The 26,023-nt window shown below is 65.9% G+C and carries 27 protein-coding genes; 19 read left to right on the forward strand and 8 right to left on the reverse strand.

Going from position 1 to position 26,023, the window contains the following annotated elements; genetic code table 11:
- Positions 1 to 281 precede the first annotated feature (281 nt).
- The 8 genes from ccoN to CGK74_RS10725 all read left to right on the forward strand — a co-directional run bounded on the left by ccoN (position 282) and on the right by CGK74_RS10725 (position 5,932).
- Positions 282 to 1,712: a cytochrome-c oxidase, cbb3-type subunit I gene (ccoN, locus tag CGK74_RS10690; RefSeq protein WP_094268478.1), complete on the forward strand. Its 1,431-nt coding sequence runs from the start codon at positions 282 to 284 to the stop codon at positions 1,710 to 1,712.
- Positions 1,713 to 1,727: 15 nt separating this feature from the next.
- A complete protein-coding gene (gene ccoO / locus CGK74_RS10695) occupies positions 1,728 to 2,363 on the forward strand; it encodes a cytochrome-c oxidase, cbb3-type subunit II (RefSeq protein WP_004258712.1) in 636 nt (211 codons plus the stop codon).
- A gap of 15 nt (positions 2,364 to 2,378) precedes the next feature.
- Positions 2,379 to 2,567, forward strand: a complete 189-nt coding sequence (locus CGK74_RS10700) for a cbb3-type cytochrome oxidase subunit 3 (RefSeq protein WP_094268479.1) — start codon at positions 2,379 to 2,381, stop codon at positions 2,565 to 2,567.
- Positions 2,560 to 3,450, forward strand: coding sequence for a cytochrome-c oxidase, cbb3-type subunit III (ccoP, locus tag CGK74_RS10705; RefSeq protein ID WP_094268480.1), 891 nt, complete (start codon positions 2,560 to 2,562; stop codon positions 3,448 to 3,450). The genes CGK74_RS10700 and ccoP overlap by 8 nt, the downstream gene beginning before the upstream one ends.
- 87 nt (positions 3,451 to 3,537) lie before the next feature.
- Positions 3,538 to 4,968, forward strand: coding sequence for a cytochrome c oxidase accessory protein CcoG (gene ccoG / locus CGK74_RS10710; RefSeq protein ID WP_094268598.1), 1,431 nt, complete (start codon positions 3,538 to 3,540; stop codon positions 4,966 to 4,968).
- Between the two features lie 13 nt (positions 4,969 to 4,981).
- Positions 4,982 to 5,482: a FixH family protein gene (locus CGK74_RS10715; protein ID WP_420823173.1), complete on the forward strand. Its 501-nt coding sequence runs from the start codon at positions 4,982 to 4,984 to the stop codon at positions 5,480 to 5,482.
- A gap of 28 nt (positions 5,483 to 5,510) precedes the next feature.
- Positions 5,511 to 5,657, forward strand: coding sequence for a DUF3149 domain-containing protein (locus tag CGK74_RS10720; RefSeq protein ID WP_094268482.1), 147 nt, complete (start codon positions 5,511 to 5,513; stop codon positions 5,655 to 5,657).
- Positions 5,658 to 5,695: 38 nt separating this feature from the next.
- Entirely contained in the window at positions 5,696 to 5,932 is a 237-nt protein-coding gene (locus CGK74_RS10725; protein WP_094268483.1) for a hypothetical protein, read from the forward strand.
- Positions 5,933 to 5,987: 55 nt separating this feature from the next.
- On the opposite strand, the gene CGK74_RS10730 is transcribed toward CGK74_RS10725, so the two are convergent.
- Positions 5,988 to 6,431 carry a universal stress protein gene (locus tag CGK74_RS10730; RefSeq protein WP_094268484.1) on the reverse strand — a complete coding sequence of 148 codons (444 nt, stop codon included), beginning with the start codon at positions 6,429 to 6,431 and terminating at the stop codon, positions 5,988 to 5,990.
- 74 nt (positions 6,432 to 6,505) lie between these two features.
- Positions 6,506 to 6,742, reverse strand: coding sequence for a hypothetical protein (locus tag CGK74_RS19210; RefSeq protein ID WP_240498702.1), 237 nt, complete (start codon positions 6,740 to 6,742; stop codon positions 6,506 to 6,508).
- On the opposite strand from CGK74_RS19210, the gene CGK74_RS10735 reads away from it, so the two are divergent.
- Positions 6,641 to 7,969 carry an MBL fold metallo-hydrolase RNA specificity domain-containing protein gene (locus CGK74_RS10735; protein WP_240498700.1) on the forward strand — a complete coding sequence of 443 codons (1,329 nt, stop codon included), beginning with the start codon at positions 6,641 to 6,643 and terminating at the stop codon, positions 7,967 to 7,969. The genes CGK74_RS19210 and CGK74_RS10735 overlap by 102 nt on opposite strands.
- Before the next feature lie 96 nt (positions 7,970 to 8,065).
- Positions 8,066 to 9,763, forward strand: coding sequence for a PHA/PHB synthase family protein (locus tag CGK74_RS10740; protein ID WP_094268485.1), 1,698 nt, complete (start codon positions 8,066 to 8,068; stop codon positions 9,761 to 9,763).
- Between the two features lie 9 nt (positions 9,764 to 9,772).
- Here the strand turns inward: CGK74_RS10740 and CGK74_RS10745 are convergent, their stop codons facing one another.
- Entirely contained in the window at positions 9,773 to 10,453 is a 681-nt protein-coding gene (locus tag CGK74_RS10745; RefSeq protein ID WP_094268486.1) for a Crp/Fnr family transcriptional regulator, read from the reverse strand.
- Between the two features lie 104 nt (positions 10,454 to 10,557).
- Here CGK74_RS10745 and CGK74_RS10750 point away from each other — a divergent pair, with 104 nt between their 5' ends.
- A complete protein-coding gene (locus tag CGK74_RS10750) occupies positions 10,558 to 10,947 on the forward strand; it encodes a SirB2 family protein (protein WP_094268487.1) in 390 nt (129 codons plus the stop codon).
- A gap of 15 nt (positions 10,948 to 10,962) precedes the next feature.
- Here CGK74_RS10750 and fnr read toward each other — a convergent pair whose 3' ends face one another.
- A complete protein-coding gene (gene fnr / locus CGK74_RS10755; protein ID WP_094268488.1) occupies positions 10,963 to 11,709 on the reverse strand; it encodes a fumarate/nitrate reduction transcriptional regulator Fnr in 747 nt (248 codons plus the stop codon).
- Between the two features lie 149 nt (positions 11,710 to 11,858).
- Between fnr and hemN the strand changes: the two genes are divergently transcribed.
- Complete coding sequence (gene hemN / locus CGK74_RS10760; protein WP_094268600.1) at positions 11,859 to 13,250, forward strand: oxygen-independent coproporphyrinogen III oxidase; 1,392 nt, start codon at positions 11,859 to 11,861, stop codon at positions 13,248 to 13,250.
- A gap of 71 nt (positions 13,251 to 13,321) precedes the next feature.
- Positions 13,322 to 14,032: a sulfite exporter TauE/SafE family protein gene (locus tag CGK74_RS10765; RefSeq protein WP_094268489.1), complete on the forward strand. Its 711-nt coding sequence runs from the start codon at positions 13,322 to 13,324 to the stop codon at positions 14,030 to 14,032.
- 5 nt (positions 14,033 to 14,037) lie between these two features.
- Here the strand turns inward: CGK74_RS10765 and CGK74_RS10770 are convergent, their stop codons facing one another.
- Positions 14,038 to 14,448 carry a MerR family transcriptional regulator gene (locus CGK74_RS10770; RefSeq protein WP_094268490.1) on the reverse strand — a complete coding sequence of 137 codons (411 nt, stop codon included), beginning with the start codon at positions 14,446 to 14,448 and terminating at the stop codon, positions 14,038 to 14,040.
- Between the two features lie 70 nt (positions 14,449 to 14,518).
- Here CGK74_RS10770 and CGK74_RS10775 point away from each other — a divergent pair, with 70 nt between their 5' ends.
- The 4 genes from CGK74_RS10775 to CGK74_RS10790 all read left to right on the forward strand — a co-directional run bounded on the left by CGK74_RS10775 (position 14,519) and on the right by CGK74_RS10790 (position 20,553).
- Complete coding sequence (locus CGK74_RS10775) at positions 14,519 to 16,777, forward strand: heavy metal translocating P-type ATPase (protein ID WP_094268491.1); 2,259 nt, start codon at positions 14,519 to 14,521, stop codon at positions 16,775 to 16,777.
- Positions 16,778 to 16,810: 33 nt separating this feature from the next.
- A complete protein-coding gene (locus CGK74_RS10780; RefSeq protein WP_094268492.1) occupies positions 16,811 to 17,020 on the forward strand; it encodes a heavy-metal-associated domain-containing protein in 210 nt (69 codons plus the stop codon).
- A gap of 91 nt (positions 17,021 to 17,111) precedes the next feature.
- Positions 17,112 to 17,639 (forward strand): inorganic diphosphatase, encoded by a 528-nt coding sequence (ppa, locus tag CGK74_RS10785; RefSeq protein ID WP_094268493.1) that lies wholly within the window; start codon positions 17,112 to 17,114, stop codon positions 17,637 to 17,639.
- Positions 17,640 to 17,853: 214 nt separating this feature from the next.
- A complete protein-coding gene (locus CGK74_RS10790) occupies positions 17,854 to 20,553 on the forward strand; it encodes a cation-translocating P-type ATPase (protein ID WP_094268494.1) in 2,700 nt (899 codons plus the stop codon).
- A 36-nt stretch (positions 20,554 to 20,589) separates the two neighbouring features.
- Here the strand turns inward: CGK74_RS10790 and hyi are convergent, their stop codons facing one another.
- The gene (hyi, locus tag CGK74_RS10795) at positions 20,590 to 21,369 is read right to left on the reverse strand and encodes a hydroxypyruvate isomerase (protein ID WP_094268495.1); all 780 of its coding nucleotides are present in this window, start codon (positions 21,367 to 21,369) and stop codon (positions 20,590 to 20,592) included.
- Between the two features lie 195 nt (positions 21,370 to 21,564).
- On the opposite strand from hyi, the gene CGK74_RS10800 reads away from it, so the two are divergent.
- Positions 21,565 to 22,461, forward strand: a complete 897-nt coding sequence (locus CGK74_RS10800; RefSeq protein ID WP_165770074.1) for a DMT family transporter — start codon at positions 21,565 to 21,567, stop codon at positions 22,459 to 22,461.
- Here CGK74_RS10800 and guaD read toward each other — a convergent pair.
- Together guaD and xdhC are read right to left on the reverse strand one after the other, a co-directional pair.
- Entirely contained in the window at positions 22,458 to 23,771 is a 1,314-nt protein-coding gene (guaD, locus tag CGK74_RS10805; protein ID WP_094268496.1) for a guanine deaminase, read from the reverse strand. The two genes, CGK74_RS10800 and guaD, sit on opposite strands and share 4 nt — an antisense overlap.
- Positions 23,768 to 24,892 carry a xanthine dehydrogenase accessory protein XdhC gene (gene xdhC / locus CGK74_RS10810; RefSeq protein ID WP_094268497.1) on the reverse strand — a complete coding sequence of 375 codons (1,125 nt, stop codon included), beginning with the start codon at positions 24,890 to 24,892 and terminating at the stop codon, positions 23,768 to 23,770. The genes guaD and xdhC overlap by 4 nt, the downstream gene beginning before the upstream one ends.
- A 149-nt stretch (positions 24,893 to 25,041) precedes the next feature.
- Here xdhC and CGK74_RS10815 point away from each other — a divergent pair, with 149 nt between their 5' ends.
- Entirely contained in the window at positions 25,042 to 25,935 is an 894-nt protein-coding gene (locus CGK74_RS10815) for a toll/interleukin-1 receptor domain-containing protein (RefSeq protein ID WP_094268498.1), read from the forward strand.
- Positions 25,936 to 26,023 lie beyond the last annotated feature (88 nt).

The raw sequence follows: 26,023 nt of genomic DNA on the forward strand, positions 1-26,023 counted from the left end.
GTCAACCACTACTTCCCCCAGATCGCGCGAAGAACCTTTTTTTTTGACCCTTTGCGCGTCAGGGCGTGTTCCGGACGGCAGGAGATGCAAGGTCCGTGGCGCGCGGCGGCGCAGCCGGCCGGTCTATTGCTTTCGCCGGGTGCCGCACTGCAATACAATGTTGATCTGTATCAAATTGAGGTTCCGGCCTCCGCGTATTCTTCGTGCCGACGTCGCCGGGGAGTCCGTTAGCGGTCGGGTGGCGTTGCTCAAAAGGGGTTTTCAACTAAGAGGTGACTCACATGCAATCGCAAGCGACTTATAACTATAAAGTCGTGCGCCAGTTCGCCATCATGACGGTGGTGTGGGGCATCGTGGGCATGCTGGTCGGCGTCATCGCCGCAGCACAGCTCGTGTGGCCTGAACTGAACGTTCACGAATTCCTGCATTTCGGCAGGCTCCGTCCGCTTCATACCAATGCGGTGATCTTCGCGTTTGGCGGTTGCGCGCTGTTCGCCACGTCCTACTACGTGGTGCAGCGGACCTGTCATACCCGTCTGTTCGCCCCCGGCCTGGCAGCCTTCACCTTCTGGGGCTGGCAGCTGGTCATCGTACTGGCTGCGATCACTCTGCCGCTGGGCTACACGACTTCCAAGGAGTACGCCGAGCTCGAGTGGCCGATCGACATCCTGATCGCCATCGTGTGGGTGTCCTACGCGATCGTGTTCTTTGGCACCATCGCCAAGCGCAAGATTTCGCACATCTACGTTGCCAACTGGTTCTTCGGCGCCTTCATCCTGACCGTTGCGCTGCTTCACATCGTCAACAGCGCCGCGATCCCGGTGTCGCTGACCAGCATGAAGTCCTACTCCGCCTACGCGGGCGTGCAGGACGCGATGGTGCAGTGGTGGTACGGCCACAACGCGGTGGGTTTCTTCCTGACCGCGGGCTTCCTGGGCATGATGTACTACTTCGTGCCGAAGCAGGCCGACCGTCCGGTGTATTCGTATCGCCTGTCCGTCGTCCACTTCTGGGCGCTGATCTTCACCTACATGTGGGCGGGTCCGCACCACCTGCACTACACCGCGCTGCCTGACTGGACCCAGTCCGTCGGCATGGTGTTCTCGCTGATCCTGCTGGCGCCGTCCTGGGGTGGCATGATCAACGGCATCATGACCCTGTCGGGGGCCTGGCATAAGCTGCGCACCGATCCGATCCTGAAGTTCCTGATCACCTCGCTGTCCTTTTATGGCATGTCGACCTTCGAGGGTCCGATGATGTCGGTGAAGACCGTGAATGCGCTGTCGCACTACACCGACTGGACCGTCGGCCACGTGCACTCCGGCGCGCTGGGCTGGGTGGCCATGATCTCGATCGGCTCGATCTACTTCCTGCTGCCGCGCCTGTACGGCAAGACCGAGATGTACAGCGTCAAGCTGATCAATGCCCACTTCTGGATCGCCACCATCGGCGTGGTGCTCTACATCGCTTCGATGTGGATTGCCGGCGTGATGCAGGGTCTGATGTGGCGCGCGACAAACCCGGACGGCACGCTGACCTACTCCTTCGTCGAGAGCGTGAAGGCCAGCTATCCGTTCTGGACTATCCGCTTCATCGGCGGCGCGCTGTTCCTCGGCGGCATGGTGATCATGTTCTACAACATGGTGAAGACCATCGCCGGCCAGAAGGCCTACGACGCTCCGGTGCTCGCCCCCGCAGCCGCCCACGCCTGATCGGAGAAAAAGAACATGGCTCAATCGAAACACGAAAAAGTCGAACGCAACGTATTCCTCATGATCGTTCTCACGCTCCTCACCGTGAGCGTGGGCGGTCTGGTGGAGATCGTGCCGCTCTTCTTCCAGCACTCGACCACCTCTCCGATCGGACCGGGCGGCAAGCAGTTGGACGTCAAGCCCTATGACCCCGTTCGACTGGTCGGCCGCGACATCTACATCCGCGAAGGTTGCTACAACTGCCACTCGCAGATGATCCGTCCGTTCCGCGCCGAGACCGAGCGCTATGGCCACTACTCGGTGGCGGGCGAGTCGATCTACGACCACCCGTTCCAGTGGGGCTCGAAGCGTACCGGTCCCGACCTGGCCCGCGTCGGCGGCCGCTACTCGGATGAGTGGCAGCGTGTTCACCTGCTGAACCCGCGTGACGTCGTTCCCGAGTCGAACATGCCTGCGTTCCCCTGGCTCGATCGTCCGGTCAAGGCCGACGACATCCAGGACAAGATGCGCGCGCTGAACAAGGTCGGCCTGCACAAGTACAGCGACGAGGAGATTGCCGCCGCGCCTGCCGCGCTGGAAGGGAAGACCGAGCTCGACGCCGTCGTTGCCTACCTGCAAGGGCTGGGCAAGGCGCTGCAGAACGTGAGGTAAGGAAGGAGACGCGTCGTGGATATCAACGATCTGAGAAGTCTGATCACCGTGCTGGGGCTGCTGTGTTTCCTGGGCATCTGTTACTGGGCATACAGCAAGCACTCGAAGGCGGGGTTCGATGAGGCGGCGCGTCTGCCCCTGACCGATGACGACGTGCCAGCCGCCGGCGGCTGGCAAGACAAAGAGGGAAAAGCAAATGGCTGACTTTATCAGCGGTTTCTGGAACATGTATGTGATGGTCCTCGTGGCCCTCTCCATCCTGTTCTGTGTGTTCGTGCTGGTGTCGAACATGACCAAGCGCGAGAAGGGGCCGGTCGAGCTGCACGGCCACGTGTGGGACGAGACGCTCGCCGAGTACAACAACCCGCTGCCGCGCTGGTGGATGTACCTGTTCTGGATCACCATCGTGTTCGCGATCGTGTATCTGGCCATCTACCCCGGTTTCGGTAACAAGAACGAGCACCGCGGTCAGTGGAGCCAGTACGAAGCCGAAATGAAGGCCGCCGACGAGAAGTACGGCCCGATCTTCGCCAAGTACCGGGAGATGGACCTGATGGCGGTTGCCGCCGACCCGGAAGCGAATGCGATGGGCCAGCGCATGTTCCTGACCTACTGCGCGCAGTGCCACGGCTCGGCGGCCCAGGGTGCGAAGAGCTTCCCGAACCTGACCGACAACGAGTGGCTGTGGGGTGGCGAGCCTGATGCCATCAAGACCACGATCATCGGCGGTCGCATGGGTGTGATGCCGCCGTTCGGCCCGGCGCTGGGCGGTGAAGGCGTCAAGGACGTCGCGAACTACGTTCGTTCGCTGTCGGGCCTGGCGCATGACTCGCTGCGTGCGCAGCGTGGCGCCGACCTGTTCGCGACGAACTGCGTGGCCTGCCACGGTGCCGACGGCAAGGGCAACCCGATGCTGGGCGCGCCGGACCTGACGAACAAGTCCTGGCTGTATGGTTCGTCCGAAGCCGTGATCATCGAGACGGTCACCAACGGTCGCAACAACCAGATGCCGGCCTTTGGCGAGTTCCTCGGTGAGGACAAGGTGCATCTGCTGGCGGCCTACGTGCTGAGCCTGAGCAAGAAGTAATGTAGTACTGCAGTTCCAACCCGGGGGGAGGGGGTCCCCCCGGGGTCTTCAATAAGAATAAAAACAATAATTCATCGGTAAATGACCATGAACAGCCCGTCCCCACAGCCGCAGCAAGCGGCCAAACCGAATTCCCCCCAATCTGCCGACACCCTTTACGAGTCGCGCAAGAAGCTCTACGTCCGTGCCGTCACTGGCGTGTTCGCAAACTGGCGCTGGGCGCTGGTGTGGATCACGCAGATCATCTTCTACGGCTTGCCATGGCTGTCGTGGAACGACCGGCAGGCCGTCCTGCTGCATCTCACCGAACGCAAGTTCTACATTTTTGGCTGGGTATTCTGGCCGCAGGATGTGTTCTTCCTCGCAATCCTGCTGATCATCTCGGCCTACGCGCTGTTCTTCTTCACTGCGATAGCCGGTCGCCTGTGGTGTGGCTACGCCTGTCCGCAGACGGTTTACACCGAGATCTTCATGTGGATAGAACAGAAGATCGAAGGCGACCACATCAAGCGCCAGAAGCGCGACCAAGGGCCGATGAGTGGCGAAAAGCTGCTGCGCCGCGGCGCGAAGTTCCTTGTCTGGGGCCTGGTGGCCTTGTGGACCGGCTTCACCTTCGTTGCCTACTTCTCGCCGCTCCACGAACTGCTGCAATCCGTGCCCACCTTCGGCTTCGGGCCGTGGGAGCTGTTCTGGATCCTGTTCTACGGCGCTTTCACCTTCCTGTTTGCCGGCGTGATGCGCGAGCAGGTGTGCAAGTACATGTGCCCCTACGCCCGCTTCCAGGCGGTGATGTTCGACCCGGACACGCTGGTCATCACCTACGACGAGGAGCGCGGTGAGCCGCGCGGCACCCGCAAGAAGGGGATCGATCCGCGCACGGTGAGCAAGGGCGACTGTATCGACTGCGGCATTTGCGTGCAGGTCTGTCCGACCGGCATCGACATCCGCAACGGCTTGCAGTACGAATGCATCGGCTGTGCCGCGTGCATCGACGCCTGCGACCAGGTGATGGACAAGATGAATTACCCGCGCGGGCTGATCCGGTACACGACCGAGAACGCGCTGAAGAAGCACTGGGGCAGCAAGGAGATCCTCGGCCACGTGCTGCGTCCGCGCACACTGATCTACGGCACGATCCTCGTGGCGATCAGCCTCGCCTTCGTCTGGGGGTTGGCGACCCGCGATCCGCTGCGCGTCGACGTGATTCGCGACCGCGCTTCGCTGGCGCGCGAGGTGGAGGATGGTCAGATCGAGAACGTCTATCGTCTGCAGGTCATGAACATGACCGAGGCGCCGCGTGCGTTCCGCTTCGAGGTGTCCGGCCTGCCGGGCGTGAAGATCGGCGGCGAGCAGCGGGTCGAGGTGGCCCCTGCCGCAACGCAGGCCGTGACCCTGCAGGTACTGGTACCCTACGATGCGGGCAAGCCGGGGTCCAACCCGATCCACTTTCAGGTCACGGCAGAGGACGACCCGTCCCTGACCGTGCGTGAAGAAACCACTTTCCTGTTGCCGCGCTGACGTGAGTACGACATTGACTGAAAAGCACCCCTCGCCCTGGTATCGCCAGGGCTGGCCTTGGTTTCTGATTGCACTGCCTGCAACGGCTGTCGTTGCCGGGATCATCACGCTGATCATCGCGGCACGCACCTTTGACGGCATGGTGGTCGACGACTACTACAAGGAAGGTCGCGCAATCGTGCAGACGCTCGACCGCGTTGAGCGCGCCAGTACGCTTGGGCTGGTGGCTGACCTCAAAGTACGCAGCGAGTCGGTGCGCATCGAACTCAGCGCTCTGCACGCTGATGATTTGCCCGAGCGTGCGATCCTGACCGTCATCCATCCGACGCGCGATGGTCAGGACCAGGAGATCATCATGACCGGCTCAGGCGGCGTGTATGAAGGCAGGCTTGCGCCGCTGAGTACCGGTCGCTGGCTGTTCCAACTAGAAGACGAGTCCCGCAGCTGGAGAATGAACGGGGCCGCATACCTCCCGACAGAGACGGAAATCCGGATTGACCCATCAAGTTCCTAACCTGTCTGTTTAAACCTGGAGGTGTACCATGGCCTGGGATCTTCTGATCAGTAGCGATATCGGTCTGCTCAGCCTGTTCACGATCGGCTTCATTCTCGTGATGGCGGTCTATCTCGTGCGCTTTGCCAAGCGGCATATCGCCGAGGACGAGCAGAAGGCGAAACTGGGACAGTAAGCGCACAGTTTCGAGGTTCACGGTTTAGGAGAAGCGCGATGCTGAAATGGATACAGGTGCTGTGGCCGTCTTTCCTGGTGGCTGCGGTGGCAGAGGCGATCTTCTTTACCGTGATCGACCCGCAGGAGTTGTACCTTTTCGGTCAACCGGTTCACTACGGGCCGCTGGCGACGTACTCGATCGGATTTCTCGGGTTCTGGTTGGTGTGTGCGGCCTCCAGCCTGAGTACGGTCTTCCTGCAACGCGGTGCCGACGAACTCAATCGTCGGCATTGATGCGAACCAAAGCAAAACGGCCCTTGCGGGCCGTTTTGCTTTCTTGGGGCGCTTCTCAGCGATAGACCAGCACGGGGGTCTTGCTGTGGGTCAGCACTTTCTGCGTCTCGCTGCCGAGCAGCAGCCCGGCGATACCGCGGCGGCCGTGCGAAGCCATGAAGATGAGGTCGCAACCGTGACGGTCGGCGGCGTCGATGATGGCTTCGTACGGGACTTCATTCACGACGGTGTCGGTTGCCGCCACCACGCCTTCGGCATCCGCGACGGCCTTGGCCTTGGCGAGGATCCCCTGCGCTTCGGCAGCGGCCGACTTGGCGAACTGCTCGGGCGTGGTGGGGTCGATCAGTGCACCCTCGCCGTAGATCGGCATCGGGAAATCGGGCTGGGCATAGAAGAAGGTGATGCGCGCCCCAGCTTCGCGCGCGAAGGTGACGGCGCGGGACACCGTGCCTTCCGACAGGCTGGAGCCGTCGGTCGGAACGAGAATATGTTTGAACATGGCGGAGAGTCTCCTGTCGGTTGTTACGGAACTGATTATAGCGACCTGATGGTCATCATCCGGCTTGATAAGGGTCAAACGTGCGCTTGCTTGAGGGGCGCATAGTTTGAAACAGGGAGGTGAGCGCGGTGAAACTCAGTTTTTTCGGTGCGGCAGGTGAGGTGACCGGTTCCTGTCTGCGCGTTGATCACGCGCAGGGAGCCTTTCTTGTGGATTGCGGCCTGTTCCAGGGCGGGCGGCACGCCGATGTCAAGAATCGGCAGGCGCTCGACTTCGATCTGAAGCGGATCGACTTCGTGTTGCTGACACATGCCCATCTCGACCACAGCGGCCTCATCCCCAGGCTCGTTGCGCTCGGCTACAAGGGGCCGGTCTATGCGACGCCGGCGACGGTGGACCTGCTCGGCATCATGCTGATGGATGCCGCGCACATTCAGGAGAAGGAGGCTGAGTGGGCCCTGCGCCATGCGCGCAACCGGCAGGCACGTCATCGCGTCGAGATGACGCCGCTGTACACGGTCGAGCAGGCCCGTGTCAGCCTGGGCCGGCTGAAGGCGGTGCCTTACGAGACGGACTGCCGCCCCGGAGCCGGTGTGAGCTTCCGCTTCCGCGAGGCTGGCCACATCCTCGGCTCGGCGATCATCGCGCTGGATGTGGGCGAGGGTGCCGCCGCGCGCCGACTCGTGGTGTCCGGTGACCTTGGACAACCGATGCGCCCGGTGCTGCGCGACCCGGTCTACGTCGAGCGCGCCGACGTGCTGTGTGTGGAGTCGACCTACGGCAACCGCGCGCACCGATCCTTCGATGCCACGCTCGATGAACTGGCGGACGCCATCAACCAGACGCTCGTCGGACGAGGTGGCAACGTCATCATTCCCGCGTTCGCGGTCGGTCGTACGCAGGAGATTCTGTTCGTGTTGGCCGATCTGGTGCGTGCAGGTCGGGTCGGGCCATTGAAGGTCGTAGTCGACTCGCCGATGGCCTCCGCCGTGACCGAGTTGACCGTCCGACACCGCGATCTGTGGGACGAGGAAACGCGCAAGCTCTTCGCCTGGTCGCAGGGCAACGGAGCAAGGTTCGATGTCCGTTTTGTGCAGGACGTCGAGGAGTCGATGGCTCTCAACAATGTCAGGGGCGGACTCGTGATCATCTCGGCGAGCGGCATGTGCGACGCTGGCCGCGTCCGCCATCACCTGCGCTACAACCTCGGGCGCAGCGAGTGCTCGGTCATCATCGCGGGTTTCCAGGCGGCTGGCACCCTCGGGCGCCGGTTGGTCGATGGTGCGCGGCAGATCAGCCTGTTCGGCGAGCGGATTCCCGTCCGGGCGCGGATTCATACCATCGGTGGCCTGTCCGCCCATGCCGACCAGCCGGCGCTGCTCGACTGGATGGCACACATCAAGCAGCCGCCGAAACGGACCTTCGTCGTGCATGGCGAGCCGCTGGGCGCGATGGCGCTCGCCGACGCGATCCATGCCAGGCTGGGTTGGCCTGCGCCAGTGATGCCCGATCCGGGCTTGAGCTACACGATGCCGTGACGCAAGGAGAAGAACATGGCCAGCGAGAACAAGCAGTCGTCCTCCCCGGGCGGGCGGCGTAGCCAGCCTCGAGCGGGGGCGCCGAACGGGCCGGAGATGGTGCGCAGCTTCCACCGATTGCGCGAGAGTGTCGTCGACGCGGTCGATCCGCTCGGCATGACGGCGCCGATCGTGCATGCACAGCTGGCCTGGCTTGCGCATCCGCAGGAGCTCGCCGAGCGCGCGGTGCGCCTGTCGAGCGATCTGTGGCGATTGCAGTGGCACACCTGGGACCGGATGCTGGGCGTGGCCAGCCCGGATCCGATTGCGCCCAACGCGGACGACGCGCGCTTCGCCGACCCCGTGTGGACGGAGTCGCCGACCTGGGACCTGATGAAGGAGTGGTACCTCGCCTTCACCCATCACACCCAGGACATGCTGTACGACACCCCCGCACTCTCCGGCAAGGAGCGGCGTCGTGCCGCCTTCTGGTGGCGGAAGTGGCTCAATGCGGTGGCGCCTACCAACTACCTGCTCACCAACCCGGTTGCAATGCGCAAGGCGATGGAGACGCGGGGTGACAGTCTCGTGCGGGGCTTCCGCAATTTCCTCGACGACCTGCAGGCTGGCAATGTCCGCATGACCGACCCCGGCGATTTCAAGGTCGGCGAGAACCTAGCCACCACACCGGGCGCGGTCGTGTTCCGTAACCGCCTGCTCGAAGTCATCCACTACGCGCCGACCCAGCCGCGTGTGCATGCCGAACCCGTGGTCATCGTCACGCCGTGGATCAACAAGTTCTATGTGCTCGACCTCGTGCCGAAGAAGAGCATGATCCGCTTCCTGCTCGATCAGGGGCTCGACGTGTTCATCACCAGCTGGAAAAACCCGGATGCATCGATGCGGGACGTCGGCTTCGACGACTACCTGCTGGAAGGCGTCGACACGATCGTGCGCGTGGCGCGCGAGTTCAGCGGAGCAGCGCGCGTGCATGCGGTCGGCTACTGCATCGGCGGCACGGCGCTGGCGATGTACATGGCGTGGGCGAACCGCCACTACGCGGCGGATGCCATGCCGGTCGCCGACTGGACGCTGTTCACGACGCTGGTCGACTTTCACAAACCAGGCGACATCGAAGTCTTCATCGACGAGGGCAGCATCGACTACCTGTGCGACCGCATGGAGCGCAAGGGCTACCTGGACGGTGGTGAAATGGCCGCTTCATTCAGGCTGTTGCGTTCCAACAGCCTGATCTGGCACTACGTCGTGCATGGCTGGCTGTACGGCGACTCGCCGCCACCGTTCGACGTGCTGTACTGGAACATGGACACCACGCGCATGCCGTATGCCATGCACGCGTGGTACCTGCGCGAGCTCTACCTGCATAACCGCCTCATCCAGACCAATGCCCTGCAGGTCGCGGGCGAGGCGCTCGACCTATCGACGATCCGCCAGCCTCTGTATGCGGTGTCCGCCGAGGACGATCACATCGCACCTTGGCGCCAGACCTTCGCCGTCAACAACCACGTGGTGGGCAACAAGCGCTTTGTGCTGTCGAGCTCCGGGCACATCCTCGGCATCGTCAACCCCATCGTGCATCCGCCGAAGCGACGCTACTGGGTTGCCGATGCGCAGCGGTCGGATACGACCGACTCGTGGCGCCGGCGTGCGGAGGAGCATGCCGGCAGCTGGTGGGAGGACTGGATGCGTTGGCTCAAGCCCCGCGCCGGGGAAGAGGTCGAGGCACGCCCGGCTGCCAGCAAACGCTTCCCGGCCCTGTGTGCGGCACCGGGCAGCTACGTGCGCGAAAAATAGGCGCGGGCCTCAGGCCTGGTAACGGGCGAGGCGGGCAGGGTCGTGCAGCGTGATGCGCTTGCCCTGCACACTGATCAGGCCGGACTCGCTGAGGTCGTGGAAGATGCGCGACAGGGTCTCGGGCGTCAGGTTCAGCCGCGAGGCGATTACCTGCTTGCTGGTCGGCAGCGCGATCTCGCACGGCGTGTCGCTGTCCGCCACCTGAAGCAGGTAGCCGATCACACGCTGGATGCTCGAGCGTAGCGAGTAGGTTTCCACGTCCTGGATCAGCCCGTGCAGGCGGATCGCCATGCCCGCCAGCAGCTTGTGCGCGAAGGTGGAGTCCTGGTCGATCAGTTCGGTGACCACGGCCTGGCCGACGTGGATCAGCACGGTCTCGGTCAGCGCCTCGGCGAAGACCGGGTACGGCTTGTTCATGAACATCACCGCCTCGCCGAAGCTCTGCATCGGTCCGATGATCTCCACGACCTTCTCGGTGCCCTGGGGCGACGAGAACGCAAGCTTGACCTGACCGGACACGACGAAGTAAAAGCCATGCGGCTGGTCGCCGCGCTGGAACAGCACTTCGCCACGCACGATGTGGCGGTCGCGTGTGTAGCGACCGACAAGCTCGAGGTCGGTATCCGAGAGCTCGCTGAACAGGGGAATGCGCTTGAGCAGCGCCGGGATGTCAAGGGAAGTGTGGGTCATGTCCGCGCGTTCCTGAGTGGGAAGCAGTCTCGTTATCGACGGCAATTCTAATCGACCCGGGGCGAAGCGCGGCGTGCGCGATGCCGGCCCGGGAGGGAGAACGCATGTATTTCGCAGTCAAGCACCTTCATGTCACCTGCGTTGTGCTCAGTGCCATGGGTTTCCTGTTGCGCGGCTTCTGGATGATGACGGGCAGTCCGCGCCTGAAGAGCCTGCCGGCACGTGTGCTGCCGCACATCATCGACAGCACCTTGTTGCTGAGCGCCATCGCACTGGCGGTCATGATCCGGCAGTACCCCTTCGAGGCCGGGTGGGTGACGGCCAAGGTGTTCGGCCTGATTGCCTACATCCTGCTCGGCACGGTTGCGCTGAAGCGCGGCAAGACGCAGGGGATCCGTCTCGGTGCGTTCGCCGCTGCGCTGCTGGTGTATGCGTGGATCGTCTCCGTGGCGCTGACCAAGAACGTTGCGGGCTACCTGGCGGTGGCCGGTTGACCTGTGCTGCGGGCCTTAGCGCCCGCTGCCGGCAGTCTGGTGCTGGATCAGCTTGCGCAGGCCCGCGGTGTCCAGCAGGCGGATGTGTTTCTGCTGTACGGCGATCAGGCCTTCTTCCTGGAAGCGCGAGAAGGCGCGCGAAACGGTCTCGAGCTTGAGCCCGAGGTAGGAGCCGATTTCCTCGCGCGTCATGCGCAGGTGGAATTCGGCCGCCGAGAAGCCGCGAGCGGTGAAGCGCTGCGACATGTTCAGCAGGAAGGCCGCCAGGCGCTCTTCGGCGCGCATCGAGCCGAGCAGCATCATGACGCCGTGATCGCGCACGATCTCGCGGCTCATCACCTTGTGGAACTGGTGCTGCAGGCCCTCGACCTCGTGCGACAGTTCCTCGAGCTTGGCGTATGGGATGACGCACACCTCGCTGTCTTCGAGCGCGATGGCGTTGCAGCTGTGGGTTTCGGTACTGATGCCGTCCAGGCCGAGGATCTCGCCGGTCATCTGGAAACCGGTGACCTGGTCGCGACCGTCCTCCAGCAGCACGTCGGTCTTGAAGGAGCCAGCGCGGATGGCGTAGATCGCCTCGAACGGATCGCCGGCGCGGTAGAGGTTTTGCTGGCGCTTGACCTTGCGCCGTGCGCCGACCAGTTCATCCAGCCGGCTCAGTTCGCTGTCGGACATGCCGAAGGGCAGGCACAGCTCAACGAGATTACACTGCGAACAGGCGGTCTTGAGCCCGCTCACGGTAATTGGCACGCTTGCCCTCATCTGCACGATAATCCCGTCATCCCGACTCACAGAGTCCCAAACGCGGTTTAACAGTGTCTCCGGCCGACATCACCATGGCCGTTGATCCACGTCAACCAAAAATTTGCGCTGGTCTGCCATTGTTCGGCACACACAGTAGCAGCAAGATCATGACCGAACAGAACGAACTCATCTTCGATCCGCAGCTGATCCGTCGATTCGACATCAACGGACCGCGGTATACCTCTTACCCGACCGCGGATCGCTTTGTCGAGGCGTTCAATGCTGACGCGCTCAAGCACTGGCTCGCCAAAAGGGCCATCGGCGGCGTCAGCAAACCGCTCTCATTATACTTCCACATCCCTTTTTGTAACACGATCTGTTACTACTGCGCCTGCAACAAGATCATCACCAAGGATCATGGGCGATCGGCCAAGTATCTGAAATACCTGGCAAAAGAGATCGCGATGCAGGCCGCCTGTCTTGAAGGCAGCCGTCAGGTAACACAGTTGCACCTGGGTGGCGGCACGCCAACCTTCCTTTCGCATGACGAAATGCGGGAGCTGATGGCCTCGGTGCGCGAGCACTTCACACTGGTGCCCAACGGCGAATACTCGATCGAGGTCGACCCGCGCAAGGTCGATTTCGATACCGTCAAGCTGCTCGCCGAACTCGGCTTCAACCGCATGAGCGTCGGCGTTCAGGATTTCGCCGAGGACGTGCAGCAGGCGGTCAACCGCATCCAGAGCTTCGACGAGACCAAGCTCGTCATCGACGCCGCGCGCGCCAACGGATTCAAGTCGGTGAGCATGGACCTGATCTACGGCCTGCCCAAGCAGAACGTCATCAGCTTCAACCGTACGCTCGAACAGGTGCTCGAGATCTCGCCGGACCGCATCTCGCTCTATAGCTACGCGCACCTGCCCGGTCTGTTCAAGCCGCAACGCCGCATCTTCATGAGCGACATGCCGACGCCGGACACCAAGCTGCAGTTGCTGCAGCTCGGCATCCGCCGCCTGACCGAGGCAGGCTACGTCTATATCGGCATGGACCACTTCGCCAAGCCCAACGACGAGCTCACCATCGCCCAGCGCCAGGGGCGTCTGCACCGCAACTTCCAGGGCTACTCGACACAGGCCGAGTGCGACCTGCTGGCCTTCGGCGTGTCGGCCATCGGCAAGATCGGCCCGGTGTATGCGCAGAACGTGAAGACGCTGGACGAGTACTACGATGCGCTCGACCGTGACGAGCTGCCGGTGCTGCGCGGCATCGAGCTGACCGCCGACGACCTGTTGCGGCGCGCGATCATCCAGGCGCTGATGTGCCATTTCGAGCTGTCGATGCAATCGATCGAGATCGCGCACCTGATCAACTTCCGTGAGTACTTCGCCGAGGAACTGGCTGACCTCAAGGAGATGGAGAAGGCCGGCCTGGTCAAGATCGACGGTGACTGGATCAGCGTGCAGCCGGGTGGGCGGCTGCTGGTGCGCGGCATCGCGATGGTGTTCGACCGCTACCTTCGCGCCGACCGCGAGCGTGCGCGCTACTCGCGCGTAATCTGACCGGCCCGATGCGGTTGTGGCAGTGCAGCGTAGAATGAGGCCTCGCACTCGTAGCGGGGCCTTCTCATCTCATGCCTGAAACCGGTTATCTCGCCGTCTTCCTGATCGGCCTGCTGGGCGGCACGCACTGCGTGTCGATGTGCGGCGGCATTGTCGGCGCGCTCACGGTGCAGGTGCAGACGCCCGGCAGCAAGCCGCAATGGCCGCTGCACCTGGCCTACAACCTTGGCCGCATCACCACCTACACCGCGCTTGGCGGTCTCGTTGGCGCACTCGGCTCGGTGGGCATGCTGTACGACGGCATGCTGCCGGTGCAGATGACGCTTTACGTGCTCGCGAACCTGATGCTGGTCGCGCTCGGGCTCTACCTCACTGGCTTTACCCGCCTGCTGGCGCCGGTCGAGCGTGCCGGGCACGTGATCTGGCGCCGCATCCAGCCGGCCACGCGGCGCTTCCTGCCGGCGCGCTCGGTCAAGCAGGCACTGCCGCTCGGACTCCTGTGGGGCTTCATTCCCTGCGGGCTGACCTATTCGATCCTCGCCACGGCGCTGGTCACCGGTTCCGGTGCGCGCGGCGCCGGGCTGATGCTCGCCTTCGGCCTCGGCACGCTGCCCAACCTCTTGTTGGCAGGCATGCTGTTCAAGCGCTTCCGCGATTTCACCCGCAACCCCAAGGTGCGCTTTGCCTCCGGCCTGCTGGTGCTGGGCTTCGGCATGTTCGGGCTCTATCACGCGCCCACGCTGGGCGGTGACCTGTGGAGCGGCGTGGTCTGCGTGACCTGAGCGGCTCAGCCGCCTGACAGCGCGCGCAGGATCGGGCAGGGCGCACCGGCCTGCGTGTCGTGGCAGCAGCGCACGAGTTCGGCCAGTGCGCCGCGCATATCCTGAAGCTGGCGAATGCGGGCGTCGATCAGCTCGATCTTTGCCTGCGCCGTTTCGCGCGCACGCTCGCGGTCGGTGTCTTCGTTGAGGGCGAGCAGGCTATCGATCTCTTCCAGCGAGAAACCAAGCTGCTGCGCGCGGCGGATCGCCTTCAGTCGCGCGAGTTCGGCCTGTCCGTACCGCCGGTAGCTGCCATGGCCGCGTTCCGGCGCGTGCAGGAGGCCGCGGCGCTGGTAGTAGCGGATGGTCTCGATGCTGACCTCCGCCTCGCGCGCCAGCGCACCGATGGTGAATGTCCGTTCGATTTGCGTGTCCACGGGTTGACTCCGTACCTTGGTACGGGGTTTAGACTGCCGTCTGTCGAACGTTTGCGCAATACCCGAAACCATGTCCCAGGCTACGCTGAACACGCCGCCCGAAGCCTCCGGCGCGGTGGCAACCGAATCTCTTGAACTGGCCATCGGCGGCATGACCTGCGCTGCCTGCTCGACGCGGCTGGAGAAGGTGCTGAACCGTCTGCCGGGCGTGCAGGCGAGCGTCAATCTGGCCACCGAGCGCGCCACGTTGCGCTTCGCGCCCGGCGCGCTGACGCTGGCGCAGGCCACGGCCGCGGTCGAACGCGCGGGTTTCCAGGCCAGCGACGCGCGCCAGCTGGCGCGTGAGGCCGAGCGCGCCCGCCACCAGGCCGAGTGGCGGGTGGAACTGCGCCACTTCTGGATCGCGGCGGTGCTGAGCCTGCCGCTGGCGGCGCAGATGCCGGCGATGTTCGGCCTGTGGCCCGGCGGCGAGGTGCATCACGATCTGGTGCCGCGCTGGCTGCAACTGCTGCTGGCGACGCCGGTGCAGTTCTGGATCGGCGCCCGCTTCTATCGCGGCGCCTGGGCCTCGCTGCGCGGCGGCGGCGCCAACATGGACGTGCTGGTCGCGCTCGGCACCTCGATGGCCTACTTCTACAGCCTTGTTGTCACGCTGGCCAACCGCCACGACCTGCATGTGTATTTCGAGGCCTCGGCGATGATCATCACGCTGGTGCTGCTCGGCAAGCTGATGGAGGCGCGCGCCAAGGCCCGCACCACGGCCGCGCTCGATGCGCTGCTGCGCTTGCAGCCGAAGATGGCGCTTGTCGAGCGCGACGGCGAGCTCGTCGAGGTGCCCGTCGAGTCGCTGCAACCGGGCGATCTGTTCGTGCTGCGTCCGGGCGATGCGGTGCCGGTCGATGGTGTCGTCGAGCAGGGCGAGTCGGCGGTCAACGAGGCGATGCTGACCGGCGAGAGCCTGCCGATCGACAAGCAGGCGGGCGATACGGTGTTCGCGGCCACTCTCAATGGCAACGGCCTGCTGCGCTGCCGTGCCACCGGCGTCGGGGCGCAGACGCTGCTGGCGGGTATCATCCGCCTGGTCGAGCAGGCGCAGGGCTCGAAGGCGCCGGTGCAGCGCCTGGCCGATCGCATCGCGGCGGTGTTCGTGCCGGTCGTGGTCGCCATCGCACTGCTGACCTTCGCCGGCTGGTGGCTGGCGAGCGGCGACTTCCAGCAGGCGCTGATCAACGCCGTGGCGGTGCTGGTCATCGCCTGCCCGTGCGCGCTGGGGCTGGCGACGCCGACGGCGATCATGGTCGGCACCGGCCAGGGCGCGCGAGCCGGCATGCTGGTGAAGAACGCAGAGGCGCTGGAACTGGCCGAGCGTATCGGCGTGCTGGCGGTGGACAAGACCGGTACCTTGACCGAAGGCCTGCCGGCCGTCACCGACGTGGTGCCGGCGGCCGACTGGACGCGCGAGCGCCTGCTGGCGGTGGCCGCTGCGCTCGAGCAGGGCAGCGGCCATCCCATTGCGACCGCCATCGTGGCCGCCGCCTGTGCCGACGCGATCGATCTGCCGGCGACCGAGGCGGTCAACGCCGTCGGCGGCATGGGCATCGAGGGGCGGATCCGGGGCGAAGCAGGTGTGCAGGCAGTGCTGCTCGGTTCGCCGCGTTTCCTGCTGGAGCGGGGCATCGGTCTGGCGGAGGCGGTCAGCGATGATCTCGCCGCCGCGGGCAAGACCTTGGTTGCGGTGGCGGTTGACGGCGTCTTCGCCGGACTCATCGGCGTGGCCGACCGGGTGCGCGAGGACTCGGCGGCGGCCGTTGCGCGGCTGCAGGCCAAGGGCGTACGTGTGGTGATGCTCACCGGCGACCATCCGGCCACGGCCGAAGCCATCGCCCGCCACACCGGGATCACCGACTGGCGTGCCGGCGTGCTGCCGGGCGACAAGGCCGCGGCGGTCGAGGCCTTGCGCCAGGCGGGGGACGACAAGCCGCTACGCGTGGGCATGGCGGGCGACGGCATCAACGATGCGCCGGCGCTCGCCGCGGCCGACGTCTCCTTCGCCATCGGCGTCGGTGCCGACGTCGCCGTGGAAGCGGCCGACATCACGCTGGTGCGCAACAGCCTGCATGGCGTGGCGGACGCGATTGACCTGTCGCGCGCAACGCTGTCCAAGATCCGCCAGAACCTGTTCTTCGCCTTCATCTACAACGTGCTCGGCATCCCGCTCGCGGCGGCCGGCATGCTGAACCCGGTGATCGCCGGTGCGGCGATGGCGATGAGCTCGGTGTCGGTCGTCAGTAATTCGCTGCTCCTGCGCCGGTGGCGCGCGGGGCGCTAGACAATCCCTTTTTCGCCAAGGAGTGATACGCAAATGAATGAAGTGACGATCAAGGTCGAAGGCATGAGCTGTGGCGGCTGCGTGAAGAACGTGACCGGTGTGCTGAAGGCGCTGCCCGGCGTGGCGGACGCGCAAGTGTCGCTGGCCGAGGCTTCGGCGACGGTTCGGTACGATCCGGCAAAGGTATCGGTGGCGGCGCTGCGCGAGGCCGTCGAGAACGCCGGCTTCGACTCCCCCGCCTGAGATTGGCCGCAGCGTGCAGGGGGCAATGATGCAGTGCAAGACATTGCGGTTTCCCCCTATAATCCGCGCACATTTTCCACGGGAGGGAACCATGGGTTTTGATCTGGTCAGCGCCGGCAAGGACGTGCCGAACGACATCAACGTCATCATCGAGATCTCCGCTCAGGGCGATCCGATCAAGTTCGAAGTGGACAAGGACAGCGGCGCCGTGTTCGTCGACCGCTTCATGGGCACCTCGATGCGTTACCCGCTGAACTACGGCTACGTGCCGCACACCATCGCCGGTGACGGCGATCCGGTGGACGTGCTGGTCGTCACCCCCTTCCCGCTGGCGCCGGGCGTCGTCATCCGCTGCCGCCCGGTCGGCGTGCTGAAGATGGAAGACGACGGCGGCGTCGACGCCAAGGTCGTGGCCGTGCCGGTGTCGAAGCTGACCCCGCTGTACGACAAGGTCCAGACCACCGACGACCTGCCCGAGTTGCTGATGAAGCAGACCGTGCACTTCTTCGAGCACTACAAGGATCTCGAGCCGGGCAAGTGGGTCAAGGTCCTGGGCTGGGGTACCGTCGAGGACGCCAAGGCCGAGATCGTCAACGGCCTGGCTGCCGCCAAGAAGTGATCCGGATCGGATGATCCGCTCGTGGCGCCGGCAAGGGCGCCATGGAAGCCGGGAAACCGCGGAATGCTCCGCGGTTTTTTTTCGTCCGCGCGCGGCGCAGGTCTTTCCGCCGGGCGTGGCCGATCTACACTGGAAACGAACGCGCGCCGATTCGTTTCATTGCCTGCGCAAGGCCTATGCAGGGCGCGTACATCTGCTCACCGGGTGTCGCAACATGCGGATCCAGAGCCTCGCCGTGGAAGCGGCGCTTCGCAGCCTGAACTCCACGCCCGGCGGCCTGACGGCCACGGAGGCGGCCCGTCGGCTGCTGGAGTACGGGCCGAACCGGGTCGAGCGGGTTGCCGCTGCACCCCTGCTGCACCGCCTGGGGCGGGAGTTCACCCATTTCTTCGCACTCGTACTGTGGGCGGCTGCCGTGCTCGCCCTCAGCGCGGAATACTTCCAGCCGGGCGAAGGCATGGGGCGCCTTGGCATCGCGATCGTGGGCGTGATCGTGGTCAATGGGCTGTTCTCCTTCTGGCAGGAGTACAAGGCCGAGCGCGCGCTTGCCGCGCTGCGACAGTTGCTGCCGCCCAAGGTGACGGTGTGGCGGGATGGAGCAGCGACGCAACGGGCTGCCGACCTTCTGGTGCCGGGCGATGTCGTCTCGCTCGACGAGGGTGACCTGGTGCCGGCCGACTGCCGTGTCATCGATTCGCTCGGGCTGCGGGTGAATACCGCCACGGTCACCGGCGAGTCGCGTCCGCGGGCTTGCGAGGCCGCCCCCAGCCAGGAAGAGTCGCCCCTGTTCGCGCGCAACCTGCTGCTTGCGGGCACGGCGGTTGTATCCGGGCAGGGACGGGCGGTGGTGTTCGCCACCGGCATGCGTACCGAGTTCGGCCGCATCGCCCACCTGACGCAGTCGGCCGGGGAGGCGGTGTCGCCCCTGCAGCGGGAGATCGTCCGCCTGTCGCGCCTGGTCGCCGTGCTCGCATGCGGTCTTGGGGTGCTGTTCTTCTCCATCGGTCATGCGCTGGGGATGCCGTTCTGGGCGAACCTGCTGTTCGCGATCGGCATCATCGTGGCCAATGTGCCCGAAGGCCTGGCACCCACGGTGACGCTGGCGCTGGCCATGGCCACGCAGCGCATGGCGCGGCGCAATGCCTTGGTCCGGCATCTGCCGGCGGTCGAGGCGCTGGGCGCCGCTACCGTGATCTGCTGCGACAAGACCGGCACGCTGACGCAGAACCGCATGGCGGTGCGGCGGGTGTGGGTGGCCGGTGCGCTGCATGCGGCTGATGCCTTGCCGTCGACACCGATGGCCCGCGAGGCGCTGCAGGCGCTTGGAAGCAATGCGGCCATCTGCCACAACCTGGCGCCGAACGTGTCGGGCGGGGAGGCACAGGGCGACCCGATGGAGGTCGCGCTGGCCGCATTCGGAGGGACGATCGTGGGTCGGGGGGAGTTGATGCATCGCATCGACGAGATTCCCTTCGATAGCGATCGCAAGCGCATGTCGGTGATCTGCGACAGCCATGAGGGGGCAAGACTGTTCTGCAAGGGGGCGCCGGAGACGGTAATGCCCTGCTGCAATCGGGCGATGACCGCGCAGGGCGTGGTCGAGCTCGACGATGCCTTGCGCACGCGGCTGCTGGCCGCGCTGGAGGCGATGACCGACGCTGGACTGCGGGTGCTCGCCTTCGCCCATCGTAGTCTGCGTAGCGGAACAGGGTGGGCGGCGCGGGACGAGTCGGGACTCGTGCTCAGCGGCCTGATCGGACTCGAGGATCCGCCGCGCCCGCAGGTGCCCGCGGCGATCGCGCGCTGCGCCGACGCGGGGATCCGCGTCATCATGATCACTGGCGACCATTCGCACACGGCGCTGGCGATCGCGCGCGAGATCGGCCTGGTGAAGAGCGGGGCGCCGGCAGTGGTCAGCGGCGACAGCCTGCGGCGAATGTCCGAGACGCAGCTGCAGATCGCGCTCGATGCGCGCGAGATCCTGTTCGCGCGCGTGGCGGCCGAGCAGAAGATGCGCATCGTCGAGGCGCTGCAGCGCAAGGGCGAGGTCGTGGCCGTCACCGGTGATGGCGTCAATGACGCCCCCGCGCTCAAGGTCGCCGACATCGGCATCGCGATGGGCCGCACGGGCACGGATGTCGCCAAGGCGGCGGCCGACGTCGTGCTGCTCGACGACAACTTTTCCACCATTGTCGATGCGATCGAGGAGGGGCGGGCGGTGTTCGACAACATCCGCAAGTTCCTGACCTACATCCTCAGTTCGAACATCCCCGAGATCGTCCCCTACCTGGCCTACGTGCTGTTCCGCATTCCCCTGCCGCTGACGATCATCCAGATCCTTGCCGTCGACCTCGGCACCGACATCTTGCCGGCACTGGCACTGGGAGCGGAGAAGCCGGATCCGGACGTAATGCGCCGGCCACCACGACCACGCGGCGAACACCTGCTCTCCTGGGGGCTGCTCGCGCGGGCCTATCTGTTCCTCGGCCTGTTCGAGGCTGCGGCGGCCATGAGCGTGTTCTTCCTCGTGCTGGGCGATGGCGGTTGGCAGTACGGCGAACTGCCTGGCGCGACCGATCCCGACTACCTGCGTGCCACCACCGCCTGCCTGGCGGCGATCGTCGCGATGCAGGTCATGAACCTGTTCCTCTGCCGCCACCCCACGCGCTCTAGCCTGTCGCCGGCGCTCGCCCGCAATCCCCTGCTGTGGGCCGGCATTGCGACCGAGGGGGCGCTGATCCTGTTCATCGTCTACACGCCGCTGGGCAACTGGCTGTTCGGCGCGTTGCCGCTTGCGCTCGAGCCCTGGCTGTACGTGCTGCCCTTCGCGCTGGCAATGTGGCTGGCGGACGAACTGCGCAAGCTGTGGTTGCGGCACCGTGCGCGGCGGCGCGGCGGAAGCGGGCAGGGCTGAGCCTTCCGGCGTCCCCCGGTGCGAAGCGACGGACGCTCAGCCGGCCAGCGCCTTCATCCAGCCCAGCCCCGCGTGCGTCCCCGCCGCGGGCAGGTACTCGCAGCCGATCCAGCCGGTGTAGCCGATGCGGTCGATGTGGTGGAACAGCCAGGCGTAGTTGATCTCTCCGCTGCCCGGCTCGTGGCGGCCGGGCGTGTCGGCGATCTGGATGTGGGCGATGCGGGGGAGCTGGCGTTCGAGGGTGTTGGCCAGCTCGCCCTCCATGCGCTGCATGTGATAGACGTCGTACTGGATGAAGAGGTTGTCCGAACCGACCTCGTCGAGCAACGCGAGGGCCTGCGCAGTGCGATTGAGCTGGAAGCCCGGGATGTCGAAGGTGTTGATCGGCTCGACGAGCAGGCGGATGCCGGCGTCCTTGAGCCGGGCGGCGGCGAAGCGCAGATTGGCGACGAAGGTTTCGCGCACGGTGTCGGCTTCCGCGCCGGCTGGAGCGATGCCGGCGAGGCAGTTGAGCTGTCTGCAGCCGAAGGTGGTGGCGTATTCGATGGCGCGCCCGACGCCGTCCTGGAATTCGCCGATGCGGTCAGGATGGCAGGCGATGCCGCGCTCGCCGGCCTCCCAGTTGCCCGCCGGCAGGTTGTGCAGCACCGGCACCAGGTCGTGGCGTTCCAGGCGTTCGGCGATCGCGTGGCGGTCGAAGGCGTACGGGAACTGGAACTCCACGCCGGCAAAGCCCGAATCGGCCGCGGCCTCGAAGCGGTCGAGAAAGGGCAGTTCGGTAAACAGCAGGCTGAGGTTGGCGTCGAACTTCGGCATCGGGTCGGTCTCCGGCTAGGGGGCCAATGATAAACGCGACCGGCGGTCGCGAAGGTGGCCTCCGTGTCCGGCGCCGCCCGGTGCGGTGCGCAAAGCGCGCTAGACTATGCAGCCCCCACAGTGCAGTCCGGACCGGTGCCGATCCTGCGCGCGGCCGCCGCAGGTCCCCCGCCCGTCGTCCGTCCAGCCATAACAATGAATACCTCCCGCCCCGCCCCGATCGCCATCCTCGCCCTTGTCGTGCTGTCCCTGATCTGGGGCTACAACTGGGTGGTGATGAAGCAGGTCATGCAGTACGTCGATCCCTTCGATTTCACCGCGATCCGCACCCTGCTTGGGGCGGCGACGCTGTTCGTCGTGCTGGCGCTGCTGCGCAAGCCCTTGAAGATCGCGGCCGTGCCGCAGGTGCTGCTGCTGGGCATGCTGCAGACCGGCGCCTTCACCATCCTGATCCAGTGGGCGCTGGTGGCCGGCGGCGCGGGCAAGACCGCGGTGCTGGTCTACACCATGCCGTTCTGGACCATCCCGATTGCCTGGTGGGTGCTGGGCGAGCGCGTGCGCGGCCTGCAGTGGCTGGCGGTGGCGATCGCCGCCTGCGGCCTGGTGCTGATCCTCGAGCCCTGGGCCCTGCGCGGCAGCCTGTTCAGCAACCTGCTCGCGATCGGCGCCGGCCTCGTCTGGGCGGCGTCCGCGGTGCAGGCCAAGCGCATGCGGCGCGACCACCAATACGATCTGCTGGCGCTCACGGCGTGGCAGATGCTGTTCGGCGCGTTGGCCGTGTGCGTGGTCGCTGTCCTGCATCCGTCGCGGCCGATCGATCCGACGCCTTACTTCTTTGGCGCGGTCGTGTTCAACGCGGTGTTCGCCACCGGCCTCGCGTGGCTGCTGTGGCTCTTCATCCTCAACAACCTGTCGGCCGGCATGGCAGGGCTGTCCGCGCTTGGCATCCCGATGATCGGCGTGCTGGCGGGCTGGATCGAACTTGGCGAACGACCTTCGACGGCCGAGTTCGCCGGCATGCTGCTGATTGGCGGCGCGCTGGCGCTCACCAGCGCGTGGACGGCCTGGCAGGCGCGGCGCCGCCCGCGCTAGCGACGCCAGGCCGGCACGCCCAGAACGTGGGTGGCGGCAACAGCGCGGTCGTCACCCAGCATCATCAGCACGAACAGGCGCTCGTCCAGCGTCGGGCAGGCAGCGGTGCGGCGCGCCAGCAGCGGCGTGGCCTGCGGGTCGAGCACGACAAGGTCGGCCTCCTTGCCGGGCAGGAAGTTGCCGATCCGGTCCTCCAGGTAGAGGCTCTCGGCGCCGCCCAGCGTTGCAAGGTGGAAGGCGCTCTCGGCGGAGAGACGCTGGCCGTTGAGCTGCAGGACCTTGTACGCCTCATTCAGCGTCTGCAGCATCGAGAAGCTGGTCCCGGCGCCGACGTCGGTGCCGATACCGACGCGGATGCCCTGCGCACGCGCGCTCGCCAGGTCGAACAGGCCGGAGCCGAGGAAGAGATTGGACGTCGGGCAGAAGCTCATTGCGGTGCCGGTCGCGGCCATGCGCGCACGGTCGGTGTCGTCGAGCCAGATGCAGTGCGCGTAGACGCTGCGCGGGCCGAGCTGGCCGAAGCCGTCATAGACGTCGAGATAGCTGCGCGCCTCGGGGTAGAGGCGGGCGATCCACTCGACCTCGCCACGGTTCTCGGCGACGTGCGACTGCAGGTAGAGCCCGGGATGATCGGCGAACAAGCGCCCGGCGCGCGCCATCTGCCCGGGCGAGGAGGTGGCGGCGAAGCGCGGCGTCACCGCGTACAGCAGGCGGTCGCGGCCGTGCCAGCGCTCGACCAGGGCGCGTGATTCGGCATCGCCCGTATCGGCCGTGTCGCGCAGGAAATCCGGGCAGTTGCGGTCCATCAGCACCTTCCCGGTGATCAGCCGCATGCGCCGCTGCCGTGCCGCCTCGAACAGGGCGTCGGCCGAGGCGGCATGTACGGTGGCGAAGGCCATCGCTGTGGTTGTGCCGTTGCGCAGCAGTTCGTCGCAGAAGAAGCTGGCCACGGCCGCCGCGTGGGCCGGGTCGGCGAAGCGCGCTTCGGCGGGGAAGGTGTAGCGCTCCAGCCAGGCCAGCAACTGCTCGCCGTAGCTGGCGATGATGTCGGTCTGTGCGTAATGGATGTGGGTGTCCACGAAGCCGGGCAGGATCAGCTTGCCGCGATAGTCGTCGAGCACGACGTCGGACGGCAGCTTGGCCAGCATGTCCTCGGCCGGCCCGAGTTCGGCAACACGGCCGTCGCGGATCGCCAGGATGCCGTCGGCGAAGTGCTCGATCGCCGCCTCGCCGTGAATGGCCGGGTCGGACAGGAAGTGCAGGATCTCGCCGCGGACGGCGTGCAGGGGCAGGGGGGCAGGCAGGGTCATGGGTGCGGAGGTTCAGGGCTTCTGGGGGGCGGCGCAGCTTCCGTCCGGCGTTGCGCGGGGCGGGCGTCGAAGCGGGTGCCACGCAGTTGCAGCAGCTCGGCCGCAACCGCAATGGCGATCACTTCGGGTTCCTTGCCGATGATGCCGGGTGCGCCGATCGGACAGTGCAGGCGGGCAATGGCGGCTTCGCTGCAGCCGCGCGCCCGTAGCCGCTGGGCAAAGTTCTCGTGCTTGGCGTGCGAGCCGATCATGCCGCAGAAGCGGGCATCGCCGCGGTCGAGAATGGCGCGCACCAGGTCGAAGTCGAGCGCATGGCTGTGCGTCATCACCAGGAATACGGCGCCCGCTGGCGCGTCGGTCACCTCTGCGAGCGGCGTGTCGGTGCTGCGGCAGTCTGTGCAGGACGTGCGTTCGGTCGTGGAGTCGGCCGGAAAGGCGCCTTCGCGGGTGTCGATCCAGGTCAGGCGCAGCGGCAGGCGTGCCAGCACCCTCGCCACGGCGCAGCCCACGTGACCCGCGCCGAACAGCACGACATGCAGCTCGGGCGGTACGCTGGCGTCGACCAGCCAGTCCGCATCGCCGCCGGGGCGCGTGTTGGCGAGCAGTGCGCCATCGGCGTGCCCGGCCAGCAGGTTGGCGGCGCGCTCTGCGAGCACGCGCACGCCGTCCTCGCCGTAGCCGTCGTGCGCATGCAGGGTGTGCAGCTGGGTATCGAACACCCGGGTCCGGGCGGGCGTCGCCCCAATGGCGACGATTCGAGCCCACGGGCGGCCCGCCTTCGCATGCGCCAGGGCCGCATTCACCCATTCACCCGCATCGGCACCGATGGGCTCGAACGCCAGTTCCATGACCCCGCCGCAGCACTGGCCCACACTGGCGCCGAGCGGGAAGCGGCGCACACAGGGGCGGACCGCGGCGTCGGCGATCATCGCGCGCGCCAGCTCGATCGCGCGCAGCTCCAGCTGCCCGCCACCGATGCTGCCCGTGCTGTCCTGCGGCCCGACGACCATGTGGGCGCCGGGTGCGCGCGGGGTCGAGCCGCGGGCAGCCGCCACCGTCACCAGCACGGCCGGCCGGTCGCTTTCGATGCGGGCGGCGAGATCTTCGATCCATGGCTTCATGTGTTCTCGCTGGCAGTCAGGGGAGGGGAAGGGCGGCCACATGGTACTGGATTGTGCGGCCCAGGCTGCACGCCAGCCGCCGCATCCGCATGGCGAGCGCGCCTGCAGCGTGCTTGAATGAACCAGGGATTCCGCCAAGGGCGCCGCCAATGCCGAGCCTTTTCATCTCGTACCGCCGTGAGGACAGCGCAGGGTTTGCCGGCCGGCTGACCGATGCGCTCGAGCAGCGTCTGGGTGCGGGCAGCGTGTTCCGCGACGTCGACGACATCCCGCCCGGCGCGGACTTCGAGGCGGTGATCGAGCGTGGCTTGCAGCAGGTGCACGCGGTGCTGGTGATCATCGGCCCGCACTGGCTCACTGCGTCGGCCGGGGGGCAGCGTCGCCTGGATCGCGATGATGACTACGTACGGCGCGAGGTCGAGCACGCGCTCGCATCGGGCAAGCCGGTGGTGCCGGTGCTGGTGGGCGGGGCGGCGATGCCGTCGGCCGAGGTCTTGCCCATATCGATCCGTGGCCTGGCCAACCGTCATGCCCTGTCGCTCAACGACGCCTCATGGGCGACCGACCTGCAGCGCCTGCAGGACGTGCTGGCGCAGTGGCTTGCCGCCCCGCCGGCGCCGCGCCGACGGTGGTGGGGCGCCATTCTGGGTGCTTTCGCGGCTTGTCTTGCTCTGGCCGCCTGGCTCGCGTGGTACGACACAGCGCCCGGGCCGGAGGCCTTGCAGGGCGAGTGGCAGGCGGACGTTGCCTATCCGTGGAACCTGAGCGTGCAGGAGCGTTTCGAGCTCGTGATACGCGACGGTGTGCTTGAGGGCACGGCGAGCTTCCTCGGTGTTCCGCGCGAAATCGAGCAGCTCGAATGGCGGGGTGGTCGACTGCGCTTCGCCACCCGCGCCGAGACCGTTTCGGGCAACGATTCCCCGCGCGAGCTGGAGCAGCGCTATGAATTGTGGCCCGAGGACGAGGCACTGCGTGTGCGCCTGACGATACATCGTAGCCACAGCGTGGACGCGCCGCTGGAGTTCGTGGCACGACGGCCTTGAAAGGAAGGTGACGCCTTGATTGGGCCGCCGGGTGCCTCGCGTCCGTGCTGCGCTGGAATGCCAGCGGCCTGCATGGCAAAGTAGCGCC

It is taken from the genome of Thauera propionica (assembly GCF_002245655.1).
Lineage (GTDB): Bacteria > Pseudomonadota > Gammaproteobacteria > Burkholderiales > Rhodocyclaceae > Thauera > Thauera propionica.